The organism is Aquibaculum sediminis (assembly GCF_040712085.1).
In the GTDB taxonomy this organism is placed as follows: Bacteria; Pseudomonadota; Alphaproteobacteria; order Kiloniellales; family DSM-21159; genus Aquibaculum; species Aquibaculum sediminis.
On the sequence record NZ_JBFCVK010000006.1, the window covers coordinates 335,291 to 350,017 of the forward strand.

General features: G+C 59.4%; 12 protein-coding genes. 3 read left to right on the plus strand and 9 right to left on the minus strand.

The window, feature by feature from the left end; genetic code table 11:
• Positions 1 to 38 precede the first annotated feature (38 nt).
• From ABZ720_RS12140 to ABZ720_RS12150, 3 genes are all read right to left on the minus strand, one after another.
• Positions 39 to 2,084 (minus strand): glycosyltransferase family 4 protein, encoded by a 2,046-nt coding sequence (locus ABZ720_RS12140; protein ID WP_366555788.1) that lies wholly within the window; start codon positions 2,082 to 2,084, stop codon positions 39 to 41.
• Between the two features lie 440 nt (positions 2,085 to 2,524).
• On the minus strand, positions 2,525 to 2,869 hold the full coding sequence (locus tag ABZ720_RS12145; RefSeq protein WP_366555789.1) for a cupin domain-containing protein: 345 nt from the start codon (positions 2,867 to 2,869) through the stop codon (positions 2,525 to 2,527).
• The gene (locus tag ABZ720_RS12150) at positions 2,778 to 3,071 is read right to left on the minus strand and encodes a hypothetical protein (RefSeq protein WP_366555807.1); all 294 of its coding nucleotides are present in this window, start codon (positions 3,069 to 3,071) and stop codon (positions 2,778 to 2,780) included. Before ABZ720_RS12150 ends, ABZ720_RS12145 begins: the two co-directional genes overlap by 92 nt.
• 35 nt (positions 3,072 to 3,106) lie before the next feature.
• On the opposite strand from ABZ720_RS12150, the gene ABZ720_RS12155 reads away from it, so the two are divergent.
• Entirely contained in the window at positions 3,107 to 3,337 is a 231-nt protein-coding gene (locus ABZ720_RS12155; protein ID WP_366555790.1) for a TetR family transcriptional regulator C-terminal domain-containing protein, read from the plus strand.
• 83 nt (positions 3,338 to 3,420) lie between these two features.
• Here ABZ720_RS12155 and ABZ720_RS12160 read toward each other — a convergent pair whose 3' ends face one another.
• The 5 genes from ABZ720_RS12160 to wecB form a co-directional block, all read right to left on the minus strand.
• Positions 3,421 to 4,353 (minus strand): ATP-grasp fold amidoligase family protein, encoded by a 933-nt coding sequence (locus ABZ720_RS12160; RefSeq protein ID WP_366555791.1) that lies wholly within the window; start codon positions 4,351 to 4,353, stop codon positions 3,421 to 3,423.
• Positions 4,354 to 5,991: a hypothetical protein gene (locus tag ABZ720_RS12165; RefSeq protein ID WP_366555792.1), complete on the minus strand. Its 1,638-nt coding sequence runs from the start codon at positions 5,989 to 5,991 to the stop codon at positions 4,354 to 4,356.
• A 37-nt stretch (positions 5,992 to 6,028) separates the two neighbouring features.
• Positions 6,029 to 8,137 (minus strand): glycosyltransferase family 4 protein, encoded by a 2,109-nt coding sequence (locus ABZ720_RS12170; protein ID WP_366555805.1) that lies wholly within the window; start codon positions 8,135 to 8,137, stop codon positions 6,029 to 6,031.
• 184 nt (positions 8,138 to 8,321) lie between these two features.
• The gene (gene wecC, locus ABZ720_RS12175; RefSeq protein ID WP_366555793.1) at positions 8,322 to 9,611 is read right to left on the minus strand and encodes a UDP-N-acetyl-D-mannosamine dehydrogenase; all 1,290 of its coding nucleotides are present in this window, start codon (positions 9,609 to 9,611) and stop codon (positions 8,322 to 8,324) included.
• A gap of 47 nt (positions 9,612 to 9,658) precedes the next feature.
• Positions 9,659 to 10,777 (minus strand): non-hydrolyzing UDP-N-acetylglucosamine 2-epimerase, encoded by a 1,119-nt coding sequence (gene wecB / locus ABZ720_RS12180; protein WP_366555794.1) that lies wholly within the window; start codon positions 10,775 to 10,777, stop codon positions 9,659 to 9,661.
• Between the two features lie 330 nt (positions 10,778 to 11,107).
• Here wecB and ABZ720_RS12185 point away from each other — a divergent pair, with 330 nt between their 5' ends.
• Together ABZ720_RS12185 and ABZ720_RS12190 are read left to right on the plus strand one after the other, a co-directional pair.
• Positions 11,108 to 12,583 (plus strand): glycosyltransferase family 2 protein, encoded by a 1,476-nt coding sequence (locus tag ABZ720_RS12185; protein ID WP_366555795.1) that lies wholly within the window; start codon positions 11,108 to 11,110, stop codon positions 12,581 to 12,583.
• Positions 12,584 to 12,888: 305 nt separating this feature from the next.
• Positions 12,889 to 14,067, plus strand: coding sequence for an MFS transporter (locus tag ABZ720_RS12190; RefSeq protein ID WP_366555796.1), 1,179 nt, complete (start codon positions 12,889 to 12,891; stop codon positions 14,065 to 14,067).
• Between the two features lie 15 nt (positions 14,068 to 14,082).
• Here the strand turns inward: ABZ720_RS12190 and ABZ720_RS12195 are convergent, their stop codons facing one another.
• On the minus strand, positions 14,083 to 14,430 hold the full coding sequence (locus ABZ720_RS12195; RefSeq protein ID WP_366555797.1) for a type II toxin-antitoxin system HicB family antitoxin: 348 nt from the start codon (positions 14,428 to 14,430) through the stop codon (positions 14,083 to 14,085).
• Positions 14,431 to 14,727: the final 297 nt, after the last annotated feature.

Here is a 14,727-nt window from a genome sequence, read left to right on the forward strand (position 1 = left end):
CTGCGCAGAAACACAGGATACCGCAATTTCCGGCCCGTTTACCCCTTATGCACCACCTGCCCGCCGTCCGAAGCGCGCAGGCTTTCCAGGCCCTCGGCCATCTGCTGCGCCGTGACGTCCCAGCGGCGGTTCTCGATCACCCACTGCCTGCCCGCCGCCCCAAGCCGCCGCATCTCTTCCGGATTGTCCAAGAGGTATTCAAGCTTGGTGGCCAGGTCCTGCGCGTCTTCCTTCTGAAACAGCAGACCCGTTCGCCCGTGATCGATCATCTCTGCGAGCGCCCTCACGTTCGAAGCCACGACGGCCTTTTCCATGCTGAGCGCCTCGAGCGGCTTCATGGGCGAGACCATCTCCGTCACCGGCCAGGCGCGCCTGGGGAAAGCGACTATATCCACCAGCGAGTAGTATTTCTCCACCATCTCGTGCGGTACGCGGCCGGGCATGAGCACCTTGTCGGCAATGCCTGCCTCTGCCACGGTCTCCTGGATCTCCTGGGTGATCCTGCCCACATCGGTGCCCGAGGTGTTCTCGTTGCCCACCAGCATCAGCCGGAAATCGCGGCCGCGCTCATGCAGTTGCGCGCAGGCCTGGGCAAGGTATTCGAGGCCCTCGTAGTCGACGAAGGTGCCGATGTAACCGATGACCGGCACCTCGTCCGGGATGCCGAGCTGCTGGGCCAGTTCGCGGTCGCGCGCCAGCGGCTGGAAGCGCGACGGGTCGCAGGAGTTGGGCAGCAGCCGGATCTCGGTCGTGACGCCCCTGGCCAACAGTTCGTCCTTCATGGCCTCGGTGAGCGTGAAGACCAGGTCCGCCTCCTCGGCCACGAAGGCTTCGAGAAAGCATTCCACCTTGTGATAGATGGTGCCTTCCCGGCTGGGCTTGCGGGAAAGACGAGTGATCTCCCAGAAGCCGCGCACCTCGTAGACGAAGGGGATCCCCAGACGGCGTGCCGCAATCAAGGCCGGCAGGGCGCTGAGGTGCGCCGAGGCGGCGACAACCATTTCCGGCCGCAGTTCCTCGAGGCTGCGCTGAATCCGATCGGCCGCGAGCAGCATGTATTCCTGCTTGGGATAGTGGGTGCGCGCCGGGCTCGCCGCGAAACAGTAGCGGATATCATCGACGCTCTTCACATAGCTGTCATCCAGCTCATCGGGGGTTACGTCGAGGTCATTCGGAAAGCCGGGGCGCAGCACGCCCACCACCTCCCAGCCTTGCTCCTGCAGGCCTGTGGCCAGCCCATGGGCGCGGGTGGCATAACCCCCGGAGGAATAGGGCAGGCTGTTGTGCAGCACGTAGGCCACCCGCTTGTCGACATAGTCAGTGTGCGCCGGTGCGGAAACCAGCGCCTCCCCGACCACTCGGGTGTTATAGACCGGCTTCTCCCGCAGTTGATTGAGCCAGCCCACCAGCGACGATGTGGGGTGCTCCTCGGCGAAGCTCTCCATTTCGCGGATCAGGGCGCCGACGGCGCGAAAATCCTCGGCACGCGTGCAGGCCCAGTACATCGCCCGCAGGGTGACGCTGCTCTTTTCGGCGCGATAGGCAGCGCGGATCAGTTCGTCGGCAGCCTGCCCGTCGCGCGGACGCAGCACCCCGGCATAGGCGATCAGCAGCTCGGCAGCAGTGCCTTTGCCCTTCTCCGCCTCGCGTTCCGCAAGGGCCAGGGCCTGCGCCACCCCGCCCTTGTCAAAGACGCGGCCGACCTGCCAGCGCATCTTGGCTTCAGCCACCGCCGAGCGGCCCGAAGCGCCTTGCGGCCCCCCGGCCTCCTTCTTGTCGCGACGAAACTGGCTGTAGGCCCGCCCGAGCCTGTAGGGCAGATGCAGCCAGCGCAGAGGGGAGGCGCCCGAGTTGACGATCTCCTGCCCCAGGCGATAGGAGAGATGCCCCTTGGTGCGCGCCTCGGCGCGGCCGATCTCCTGCACGAACCGGGCCTCGATCGCCTGACGCGCCTCGCTCTCCTGCTGCAGCCGCTGCCTCAGGAGGTGGAGTTCCTCGCGGAGCGCTTCCCGCTCTTCCTGCGCGCGGGCTGCCTCTTCCGGCTCTGGATGGGAATGCTCGACCTCTCGGATTGATGACGACACGGGTTAGCCTTCCACGGGACTATCCGATCCGATCGACCTTCGCTCTATGATAAACATCAAGGAGATAGGATCGGCACTCGGCTGCCTTAATAAGTTGGGTATGCGCGGAATGTTCCGTGTCTGAGCAAGCTGAATCATTAGCGCAAATCATTCCGCCTGCAAATTCACCGAAAAGTAGAAACACTACCTTACATTGCTGTTCATCACACTCATCTGGCCATCCCTCAGCGAGATTCACTCGAAACTCGCACTGCTATATATTTTTGCTCATCATAGTTTTTTTAGCCATGATTTTAGATCTTTAATTAGATTATTAGAGATATCCGCGTGCCTTTTATCCAATTGTACATTCAATTTTTTTCTATCTCCTCATACCAGAAACCTAAAACATTTCTTCATATGATATCTTTACAACTGGCTCCGAGTGCAATTAGGCAAATTTATGCGAGAAACTTTCGATGGTGGTGTGACTGCAAGGACAGTGACGCTCCAGGATGAACCACGATCCGCTTTACCTGAAAGCGTTCGCTTTGGGCCAGGGGCTCATACCAGCCCCAGGGACGATGCTCGCGCGGAAACTCCGTCGCCTGCCGCGTGGATAGACGCACCACCGCCTCCTTGACCGCCTGGCTGTCGTGCGTGACGCCACCAGAACGGCATCGGGCATGGCTACGGCTATGACGCCTTCCAGGCCTATGCCGACAACTCCAGATGGGGATCCTCGGAGCGTAACAGGCTGTTCTTGCATTCAATCGCGGTGGCATGGGCACTGCAGACGTTACCATCGGGATCCTGTCGACCCTGCTGCCAGACTGCTGGCCAGCCTCCCAGGTCCGACCACTCGCCGCTGTGGGGCATGACCCAAAGATTGTCGGCATGTTCCATGATCGCATAGTCGATGGACACGCTTCTGGCCTCGCGCCAGGCCTCGGCTGAAAGGCGGGTAAAACCAAGATCGAACTGCGCGCCTTCCAATGCCTTTTGCACCGGTTCCAGCAAGTCCGAAATGTGGCGTTCGAAGCTTGCGCGCCCAGGTGCGGCGCAAGGCAGCGGTGCTGCAAGGCTGGATGGACCAGGGCCGCCTCACGCCCCTGGACCCGATCCACCTCCTCTTCACCATCTGGGCCACCACCCAGCACTACGCCGACTTCGACAGCCAAATCCGCGCCGTCCTCGGCCGCGAGGCCATGTTCGAAACGGCGGAGGCAACGATCTTGAAGCTGTTCTTTGAGGGCTTGGGGGTGGAGGGGTGACCGCCAGACACGGGGAGGTCACACACGCAGTTTTCGAGGCCCCCGAGCAAGAGTTCATCTGCTATAGAACGGTTGTCGCCATATCAAGGACCATGCGAACGACCAAATCGTGACCAAAAAGCATTCAGATCGAATCTGCAGTGAACGAGGTCAATCTGCAGACGCGCTGATGCCGCTTCGTACAAAGATCCAAGCTTGATATCCCATTTTTCTGAAAAGGTATCAAACCCACCAGGATGGGGGGTGAATTCACCAAAAACCGCACCCTCATCATCAGCGTAGAGATCAATGCGCAAAAACGGTACAGGAACAGAGGAAGACAATCGTTCTGCTGCCAGTAACAACTTTCCTTTGTTCTCAGGTGTTGGCAGATTTGAATCGACCCTATTAACATATCTCCCTGTATTTACTACCTCCCAGGAAGAATTTAACCATCTGTATAATGATTTTTTATTATTTATCCGTTTTTTTTGTAAAATCACCCCCACAACACCATAAAAGCAATAGAACTTAAAATCATCGGGGCAACTTTCGGACACCGAGTTATTACATACTAGTTCTTCAATATAGAATTCTTCATTGTGGTTAACAGAACGTTGCGAAGCTGCGCAAGCAGATGACCAAGTAGGATAAAGGGCTTTAGACAGCAAATCTCGAAAACCGCTCTTCTCGCGCTTCAGCAGCAAGACACCCTTTCCAGAGGTCCCTCGCAGCGGCTTGAGCGTGAAGCTAGCGCACTCTGGAGGTGTTAATTCTGCGAGAGAGGCCGGCCCCCCAAGAATTTTGGGTGGCCGAACCCCTAGCGCATCAGCGAATCGTGCCCCATCGAGCTTGTGATCGACAGCCTGAAGCGGCGTTACGACCCTCATCTGCCGAGCAAGTCTCCAGGCATCCTGTGATTCTCGAATTTTATATGCGAAGGATGGCTGCCTAGTATCAATCGGGCGGCCGCGGCGATCATTGAGATTGTCCCTAAGTGCTGGCACAGGAGCTGACAACGCGTTCAAGGGGCGCATTTATAACTGCCCACAAAGATTAAGCACTTCTCCGGCGCTAATGATACTGGCAGCACCTCTTGCACGCTTACTTAAGCTATTTTTTGTATCAAGTTTCTTAATCGATTCTGCGGCTATCTTTCTTACAACTAAATTGCTTTTCACCACTGGCTCATAAAAACGATCAAGATCCTCACGTAAAAATGAAATAAAATCAACATCATCACCTTGTTCAAAAGTCGATCTCGCTACATTTTTTCCAGAATATACAGTATATTCATCAAGTTTATCGTATCTAATTTGGTTTTCTTTGTGGAAAACGGAGTTTTCCTTTGCTGTTTTTGTGAATTCTTTACTTTTGCTATCAAATTCTATTTCTGCAAGTTTCGGGTTTGTTAAAAGAAAAATATCTAACGCCAATTGATTGTTGTTTCGCTCTTCATCAGATAGATAGCGCGTTGCAAACATTAGATCCGGCGAAGAGAGCGGCGTTATAAGAACACTAGAAAAAGATCGATATGCGTTTCGTCCAAAGTGAAAACGTGACCGGAAAAAGCGATAATGAAGCATCATAGCATCATCCGATAACATACTATGCTGCATGTCATTAAATGCTTCTCTCAATAGTATAGAAAAAGAATTCCCCATTCCACCTGCGCTGCATCTACTTTTTATAGAATCAATTATTTCTTCTGGTTTCTTTTGATAGACTTGACGAAAACATCCTCCTCCAGCACCGTGCAAATGAAGAAAATTATCCGCATCCGCACGAGAATTGCCATAAACAGGAGAATAGATTCCTAAATTTCCCAGCTTCCACAAATTGTATCTTTTACTCCCAGGAAGCATCGCAGATGGCAGCTTTTTATTCTGGATTCTTGCACCCACTGCCTTTACCACCTTCTGAGCAACTTCGTAATCCCGAACCTGAGCAGCGTTCGAGCAAATATTAATTTCGCTCACATCATAACCGGAGGCTGATAATAGTGAAAGATTCAGGCGAGAATCTACTCCGCCACTCAAATCCACAGACTCCATATTTTTATAATGGCTTACTAAACAATGAAGCCTTGATGCCCATTTTATGCAGTAATTCTGCACGCAATGACGGTACAATTCTACATCAATGGCTGGTGCGTTAGTAACATTATAACATCGAACGAGTGTTGCACATTCGCCACCTCCAATCGAGTTCAATCGAATGTTTATTGCATGGTCCAATGGCAAAACTCTAATTTCACGCACCATCGTGCGATGACTTACAAGTTGCTGTCCCAGATTGTGGTCTATAAAGAACGATCTAACAGAATCTTCATCTACGTTAAGACTAACGCCATGCCGGACAAGGTGCGAGGCTAGCATATAGAATGAGTTAGATACTGCCCAATTTGACCCTGATGCATAGTAATATAGTATATCCTGCCCTGTATTATCACATTTTGCCCAAAATACCCTTTCATCTCTAACAAATAACGAAAACCTACCCTCATTAATTGAGTTAATTTCTATATTGTGCTTATATTTATACTCGTTAAAACCATTCGGCCCCACAATAATTTGCTGATCAGTATAAGCGATTCCCCGGAAGGCGGTAATCGCCGATTCCGGAATAAATGACGAGGCTAACATAAAGCCTTTAGATGCTTCGTTTGAAAGCATTGTCTCCTCTTACGTTCTTGGAATAACGTCCAAATAGTCACATGGCATGATAGTCAATACTGTCAGTAATTGCTTTCTGCATCTGCTGCGCAGCAGCCGACCAGGATCGTTCCGCCTGTACCCAACGTCGACCCTCTTGCCCCAGTCTCTGTCGATATTCAGTATCGCCTAGCAAACGCTGCAACTTGTCAGCAAGGTCGGTCACCTCCCCTTTCTGGAAATGTACTCCTGTTTCCTCATCCCTTATCATCTCTGCCAGGGCCCGCACATTTGACACCACCACTGCCTTTTCCATTGCAAGCGCTTCCAACGGCTTGATAGGCGATACCATCTCGCAAACCGGGAGGGGCTTGCGCGGAAACGGCGTTATATCGATCAAAGAGTAATAGCTCGGCACTAACTCGTGCGGCACACGGCCGGGCATTATCAACCAGTCCAGGAAGCCTTCCTGGCGCGCGCATTTCTCTATTGCCTGCGTGATTTCTCCGCGCCCCTTTCCGCTCGCATCCTCATTTCCGACAAGCAAAAGCCTAAAGTGCACACCCCTGCGTCTGAGCAGACCCGCCGCCTGTGCTAAATCATCAAGCCCTTCATAGCCCACAAAGGTGCCAATGTAGCCTATGACGGGAACATCATGGGGAATACCAAGCTGCTCCTGCAGAACCTGGTCCTTGTCGCGAGGTGAGAACAGTTCGGCATTGCACGAGTTGGGAAGAAGCGTGATTTTCTCTCCGGGAACGCCCCGGTTCTGAAGCTCCTCACGCATTGCATAAGTGAGGGTGAAAACGCCGCTTGCATGACTGGAAACAGCGGCCTCTAGCGACTTTTGAATCCAGAAGTTAATGTTCTTAGCAAAGCCTGGCTCGCGCGACATGCGCGTGATCTCCCAGAGGCCACGCACCTCGTAGAAGAACGGAATTCCCAATCGTCTCGCTGCAATCAGCGTCGGGAGACCTGTGAGATGATTGGAGGCGGCCACCACCACCTCAGGACGCTGACGACGCAGTTCGCCTTCAATCGCGTCAGCGGCCAAACTGATGTACTGAGCGGGGGCCAACTCACGCCGAGAAGGCTCGAATAGCCGAACGTACTTGATGCCGTCGACCCGATCTTCCCTGCTCACCTGGTCCATTGTGAGGTCAGAGGTGACATCAAATGGAAAGCCCGGCCGCGTTACGGCCACAACGTCCCATCCTGAATGCTTTAGGGCCGAGGCAAGCCCATGCGAGCGCGTTGCATATCCACCTGAAGAGTGAGGCAGGCTGTTATGCAACACGTAGCACACCCGGCGCTGGACAGGCTCAATGACATGGTCCGGCGTATCACGCACCAAGTCTAAGATAGCAAGCTGGCGAACGGGATGGCGAAAGACCGGTTCCAGTTTCTTTCGCTCATCTGGATGAAGATCCTGCTCCCCTGCAATCTTCCATAGCCGTTCCGCCACTTCATTTGCTGAGGCATAATCTGCAGACCGATGGCATGCCCAGAAGCGTGCGCGAAGTATGCGAGGTGAGGGATCAACCTGAACTGCTTCTGCTGAGAGAGTCATTTCCGCTCCCTCAACACCCGCTCGTGCCAATGCTTGGCCGGCACGCACCGCCTCCCAAGCCAATTCCGCCTGTGTAAGCGAACGTTGACCCTTACTTAGGTGGCCGACAACTGCAGGAGCTCCCCCCGCTTCGTAGATTGCAACAAGTTCACGAGATGCGGGTTTTGCGCGCGGTTGAGCCTGTTCGCTCATCCTGCGCTTAAAGTCGCCGTATGTGCGAATCAGTCGAGACGGCAATCGAAGCCAAGCAATCGGCGAGCGGCCACTCGCAATAATCTCTCTGCCAAGTCGGTACGAGAGATGTGCCTTGATCCGCTTTTCAGTGAACGCAACTTCTCGTGCCAGGCGATGCTCCAAAGAGGCGCGCGCCATACGTTCCTTCTTCAACTGCTGCTGCAATCTCTCTATCTTGAGCAACAGATCCTCTCGATCAAACGTTGAAATGATAGTTTGATCTCCTGGTGGCGCCGTTATTACGGAAGGGTCTTGTAAATTCGCCCCTCCATTCTCTGCGACTGCGTTTCCCAATGCTCCTTCTTTTGCCCCGTTTGTTTCATGTTCGGAGCTAGAAAAGTCCTTTGTTCGATCGCGCATCACACCTGCCAATTCAGTTCTCCAAACTCTCGCCAATCAGAGTCTGAGATCGACAAACCATGGTGCCAAAAGAAAGCTGGTTGAAAAACTCGGACAAACAAGGTCGACACTGCATCAACAAAAAGCGCCCTTCCTAGTTATTAGGAACACCAACAGTAAATCACGCGTTCTTTTACATAAATAATACTTAAGAAGCGTTTCGAAGCGCAGGCTGTACTTCAATATCGTCGGTCGAAACTCTCGGCCAAATCCCCCTGGTATCCACCACCCGCTTGCCCTGCAGGACCTCCTTGCTCACCGCCTTGAACTGCCGGTGGTCCACGAGCAGGACAACCGTCTGCGCCGCGCTCAGCGCTGCGCTCAAGTCCGCCTGGGCCACGCCGCGGTCCTCCAGTGACGGGGGCAAGGTGCCGACATTGGGCTCCACCGCGAGCACGCGTCCCTCATGCCGCTCCGCCAGGGCTTCGATGATCTCCACGGCCGGGCTCTCGCGCAGGTCGTCGGTGTCGGCCTTGTAGGCGAGGCCGAGGCAGGCAATGGTGTCGCCCGGCTGCGCCATCTCCAGCACGCGCTCGACCACATAGCCGGGCTTGCTGTCGTTCACCTGGCGCGCGGCGTGCATCAGGGGCGCCAGGCCCTCGGCGGCGTGGATTATGAACCAGGGATCAACGGCGATGCAGTGGCCGCCGACACCGGGGCCGGGCTTGAGTATGTTCACGCGCGGATGGTGATTGGCGAGCTCGATCAGCTCCCAGACATCGATGCCGAACGTGTCGCAGAGCTTGGAGAGCTCATTGGCGAAAGCGATGCTGACATCGCGCGAAGCGTTTTCGGTCAGCTTTACCATCTCGGCCGTGCGACTGGTGGTCGGCACGAGCTGCCCCTGAACGAAGGTCTGGTAGAGCGCCGTGGCCGCCTCGGTGGAGGCCGGAGAGAGGCCGCCGATGATGCGGTCGTTCTCCAGCAGCTCCACGACCATGTGCCCGGGGATGATCCGCTCGGGACAGTAGGCGAGCAGAACATCGGACTCCTGCTGCTGCGCACAGGCGAAGGTGAGATCCCGGCGCAGGCCGGCGAGCTTCTCCGACAGCATCTCCGTGGTGCCCACGGGCGAGGTGGACTCCAGGATGATCAGATTGCCCTTCTGCAGCACCGGCGCAATCGAGGCGGCGGCCGCCTCCACATAGCTGAGGTCCGGCGCATGGTCCTTGCCCACTGGGGTCGGCACGGCAATGACGAAGGCCTCGGCCGGCTCAGGCTGGGTGACGGCGCGCAGGCGGCCCTCGTCCACGGCCTTCTTGACCAGGGCGTCGAGCTCGGGCTCGAAGAAGTGCGCGCGGCCGGAATTGATGGCGCTGACCGCTCTGGAACTGATGTCCACGCCTATGACGTTCAGGCCGCGGCTCGCCATGACGGCGGCGGTGGGCAGCCCGATGTAGCCCAGGCCAACGACGCTGACGGTCTCGAAGACTCGCATCAATCTATCCTATTCGCAGGTCAAACAGTTGTATAGCGCTCCAACAATCAGCCGGAGAAGCCCTTGGGGAAGCGGGCAAGCGCCTCCACGATGCGCTGGCTCGCCTTGCCGTCCCCGTAGGGGTTCTGGGCCCGGGACATGCGCTCGTAAAGCGCCGTGTCGTCGAGCAGGGCAGACACGCGCTGCCTGATTCTCTCGGCCGAGGAGCCGACCAGCTCAGCGCAACCCGCGGCAATGCCTTCCGGGCGCTCCGTGACGTCGCGCATCACCAGAACCGGCTTGCCCAGGCTGGGCGCCTCCTCCTGCACGCCACCGGAATCGGACAGTAACAGGTGGGCATGGTCCATCAAATGGACAAAACTGCGATATTCCTGGGGGTCGGTCAGCAGGACGTTCTCCCGCCCCTTGATGATCTCGAACACCGGCCCGCGCACCTGCGGATTGAGGTGAACCGGGTAGAGGAAGCCCACTTGCGGATAGGTGTCGGCCAGGCCGGAAATCGCCTGACAAATGTTACGGAAGCCCTCGCCGAAGTTCTCCCGCCGGTGACCGGTGATCAGGACAAAACGATCGTGGCGGGCCAGAAACTGCGTGATCTCCTCGGGCAGGGCCGGCGGACGCTCCCTCACCTCCGCCGCAATCTGCAGCAGAGCGTCGATGCCGGTGTTGCCGGTGACGTGCACCTGCGCCTCGGCGACCCCTTCCGCAGCAAGATTGTCGACGGCACCCCGGGTGGGGGCGAAGTGCAGGTCGGCCACCAGGCCGGCAATGCGACGGTTCAATTCCTCAGGAAAGGGCGCGAGCATGTCATGGCTGCGCAGACCGGCCTCGACGTGGCCGACGGGGATGCGACGATAGAAGGCAGAGAGGGCGGCGACCTGCACGGTCGTCGTGTCACCCTGCACCAGCACCCAGTCGGGCTTCAGTTCCTCAAGGGTGTTGTCGATCACCGCAAAAAGCCGACTGCTGAGCGAGGCCAGCGTCTGGTTCGGCTGCATCACCGCCAGATCAACGTCGGCCTCCAGCCCAAAATCCTGGAGCGCGCGCTGCAGCATCTCGCGATGCTGCCCCGTGGACACCAGGGTGCAACGAAAATCCCCGCTTTGGCGAAGTGCCTTCACAACAGGCGCCATCTTGACGCCTTCGGGACGCGTCCCTACGAACACTGCAACATGTATCAAAGGCTGCGCCTCGCTCTATTGTCGCTAGTTATCATCGGTTGAACATCGCACCCAGAGCGCCAACTTTTTCTAGATCCAGTTGACGGCGTTTGTCTAGCGTGTGCTTCCATAAACCACAAGAGCGTGGACGGCGACATGGAGTGGCTGAACTCCACCCCAAGGACACACCACGCTCTGGTCCGGGACATGCCTGTCCAGTCAAAACGTGGCGGAGCATAGAGACATAGCGTGCGATGACAAGCAGGGCTGCAAACAATGAAGTAATGCCCGTTATCATCATTGCCGTCTGCCCGCACCCAGTCACAGGAATGCCCCATGAAGGCTCTCACAGCAACGCTCGGCTTCCACCGCGCGATGCGCAAGCACCGCTTCAGCGAGGCCCTGGCGCTGCACCGCCACCACGCGCTTTTCGCTCATGCCCCCTCCTACTGGGCGCAGTACAAGCTTGGGCTCTATCGCACGGTCTACCAGCGCACACAGCGGGAAGGCGTGCCGGAGCGATGGCGCGCGCGCCTGGCCGCTGCGGTCTGTGCGGCGGCGCTTGGAAACCTCGACGAAGCTCGAGCCTGGCTGCAGGGGCTGCCGGCCGACAAGCTGCGCCAGATCACCACTGCGCTGGCGCCGCACGCGCCCGAGTTGGCCCTCCAGCACCTGCGGGAGGCGGAGGCTTCCGCAGCCGCCGAGTGTCGCGACCTGCACGTCGCGTTGCTGACCGGGCTCGGACACCTGCCGGAGGCCGCCGCGGTGATGGGTGGGCTTTCGAGCGACGAGGAGGCGCGTTGGCCCGAGCTTGCGCTGCATCGCGCAACTCTGCTGCTCTCCGGCCAACTCCCGGCCAGCCCGACCCCCGAGGCAGCAGCGCTGGCGCAGATCAATCGCTACTTCGCGTATCACCAGCTGGAAGCGCTCGAGCGCAGGAATGACACGAAAGCGCTCAACGCTCGCAACGCCACGGCACGGGTGTCGGCGCTGCCCGGCGAGCGCCCGCTGGTCTCCGTCATCATGACGGCCTTCCGCACCGCAGAGCGTATCGGCCCGGCCATCGAATCCCTCCTGGCACAAAGCCATCGCAACCTGGAAATCATCGTCATGGACGATGCCAGCGACGACGGACTGGGCGCGGTGGTCTCGGCGCTGCGCGAGCGTGACCCCCGGGTGCTCTATCACCGTCTGCCGCGCAATGTCGGCACCTATGTGGCCAAGAACCTTGCCCTGCGACACCTGGCGCACGGCGCCTTCGTGACCTGTCATGACTCGGACGACTGGTCGCATCCGCGCAAGATCGAACAGCAGCTCGACTGGATCCAGCGGGATCCTGCGCGGGTGTTCAGCTGGTCCTACTGGCTGCGCATTCGCGATGACGGGCCCGTGGTGGCGCGGCAGTGCCACCCGCTGCTCCGCGCCAACCTCTCCTCGATCCTCTTCCGGCGCGACGCCGTCCTGAACCGCGCGGGCGCTTTCGACGAGGTGCGCACCGGCGCCGACAGCGAGTTTCTCGCCCGCCTCGCTCTCGTCTTCGGACGGGAAGCCGGCGCGCCACTGCGCAAGCCCCTGGCGCTGGGCGCCGAACGCCCGGGGTCGCTGATGACCGACCACAGCACCGGTATTCAGGGCAGCGGCACCACGCCCTTCCGCCTGGAGTATTGGGAGGCCTGGCGGGCCTGGCACTGCCAATGCCTGGCCGCCGGCCGACGCCCCTTCATGCCGCAGGGCCCCGGCGAGCGCCCCTTCCCCATCTCCGCCGAACAGGCGGTGCCCGAAGCGCACGACCTGGCCGCGCTTCTGACCTGAGCCGGCTGCGCTGTCCCTTCTTCCTTCGGCAGTCCGTGCGATCCGCCCCTATTTCTGCCGTTATTGCGAGCGACCAGCCCTTTCCCCACCGTCATTGCGAGCGACCGGAGGGAGCGCGGCAATCCAGGGCGGCCGCTCGTGGCCCTAGATTGCCGCGTCAGCTTCGCTTCCTCGCAATGACGAGGTGGGGGGCCTATCGGCCTCCACGGGCAAGGCTCGCGGGGGCAGGGCTCGCAATGGCGCGGGAAGGGGCATAGACTGCGGCATCCTGCCACCATCCCTTCTCCATCCTGCCTCCCGGCTACATGTCCTCCTCCCGCCCCCGTTCTTCCGTCGTCGTCATGCTGGGCTCGGCGCAGACGCTGGCCTGGGGGTCGAGCTATTACCTGCCGGCGATCCTCGCGGTGCCCATGGCCGAGGGGCTGGGGCTGACGGCGGGGTGGGTCTTTGGCGCCTTTTCCGCGGCGCTGGTGCTCTCCGCGCTGCTCGGGCCGCTGGCCGGGGCGCGGATCGACCGCTTCGGCGGGCGCGGGGTGTTGATCGGCTCCAGCCTGGTCTTCGCCGCCGGCCTGGGGCTCCTGGGCCTGGCGCAGGGGCCGGTCTCGATGTTCGCCGGCTGGCTGCTGCTGGGCGTGGGCATGGCCATGGGGCTCTACGAGGCGGGCTTCGCGACCCTGGCCGGGCTCTACGGGCGCGAGGCGCGCGGCGCCATCACCGGCATCACGCTCATCGCCGGCTTCGCCAGCACCATCTGCTGGCCGGTCACAGCCTGGGTGGAGGCCGAGGCCGGCTGGCGCGCCGCCTGCTTCTTTTGGGCGGGCGCGCACCTGCTGCTGGGCCTGCCGCTCAACGCCCTGCTGCCGCGGCGCAAGGGGGCGCCCGAAAGCCGGCCGGCTGCGCAGCCGAAGTCAAAGGCAACGCCGCAAGAGGCGAAGGAAACCGCCAAGCAGCGGCGCGCCCTGCTGCTGCTCGCCTTCGTCTTCACCGCTACCTGGTTCACCAGCACCGCCATGGCCGCCCACCTGCCCCGCCTGCTGCAGGAGGCCGGCGCCACGCCCGCCGCCGCCGTGGCCGCGGCGGCGCTAACCGGCCCGGCACAGGTGGGGGCACGGCTGTTCGAGTACACGCTGCTGCGCCGCTTCCACCCCCTGCTCTCGGCCCGGCTGGCGGCGGCGGCACACCCGCTGGGGGCGCTGCTGCTCGTGCTGCTGGGCCCGGCGGGGGCGGCGGTCTTCACCCTGCTGCACGGGGCGGGCAACGGCATCCTCACCATCGCCAAGGGGACCCTGCCGCTGTCGCTCTTCGGGCCGGGCGGCTACGGCCTGCGCCAGGGGCTGCTGATGGCCCCCGCGCGCTTCGGCCAGGCCGCGGCGCCCTTCCTCTTCGCACTGGCCATCGACCACTGGGGCCTGGGCGCACTCGGCCTCACCAGCCTCCTCGCGCTGGCCAGCCTCGCCGCCTTGCTGGCCCTGCGGCAGGGGTAGGACGGTGGGCCAGCGTCAGCGTGAAAAGGCGCGCTCCTCTGTTGCTCGGGCGAGCACCTCTTCGGCCCACTGGTTCAAGCTCTTACCCGACAGCTCCGCCGCCAGCGCCGCCTTGCGATGCACCTCGGGATCGACGCGGAACATGACCCTGCCGGAATAGGGCTTCTGCGGCGGCTTGCCGACCTTGGCGCAGGTTTCCAGGTAATCCTCCACAGCCTCGTGAAAGGCCGCCCTGAGATCGGCGACATTATCGGCGTGAAAGCCCACGCCGTCGGCGATTCCAGCAATCTTGCCGAAGAAAATACCGTCCTCGTCGTCATACTCGATGCGGGCGCTATAGCCCTTGTATGCCATCGTGTTCATGGCTCAACTCCCAGGCGGATCAGATAGGCGCGAACGGCGCGGACCTGATAGCGCTTTGCTTCTTTAGAGCCGGTCGTCTCTGATCGGCTTCGCGAAGCGAACCGAACAGAGGCGTGAATCGGCTCTATCTCTTTGATGTAGACCGGATTCACGCATTTTATCAGAACCCGGAGTGGTTCAGATTAAATGCGATCCGGTCTAGTGTCCTGGTTCAGAAGTTCTAATCATTGATTGGCTTGCTCTGGGCAGTTTCGCAGGCAGAAGCGCTCGATGGAAGCGAGGATGTCGTCGGCGGAC

Coding starts and splice junctions, on each gene's coding strand:
- ABZ720_RS12145 (WP_366555789.1), bottom strand. CDS start 2,869: ATGGTAACGTCTGCAGTGCCCATGCCACCGCGATTGAATGCAAGAACA.
- ABZ720_RS12165 (WP_366555792.1), bottom strand. CDS start 5,991: ATGCTTTCAAACGAAGCATCTAAAGGCTTTATGTTAGCCTCGTCATTT.
- ABZ720_RS12185 (WP_366555795.1), top strand. CDS start 11,108: ATGAAGGCTCTCACAGCAACGCTCGGCTTCCACCGCGCGATGCGCAAG.
- ABZ720_RS12160 (WP_366555791.1), bottom strand. CDS start 4,353: ATGCGCCCCTTGAACGCGTTGTCAGCTCCTGTGCCAGCACTTAGGGAC.
- wecC (WP_366555793.1), bottom strand. CDS start 9,611: ATGCGAGTCTTCGAGACCGTCAGCGTCGTTGGCCTGGGCTACATCGGG.
- ABZ720_RS12190 (WP_366555796.1), top strand. CDS start 12,889: ATGTCCTCCTCCCGCCCCCGTTCTTCCGTCGTCGTCATGCTGGGCTCG.
- ABZ720_RS12195 (WP_366555797.1), bottom strand. CDS start 14,430: ATGAACACGATGGCATACAAGGGCTATAGCGCCCGCATCGAGTATGAC.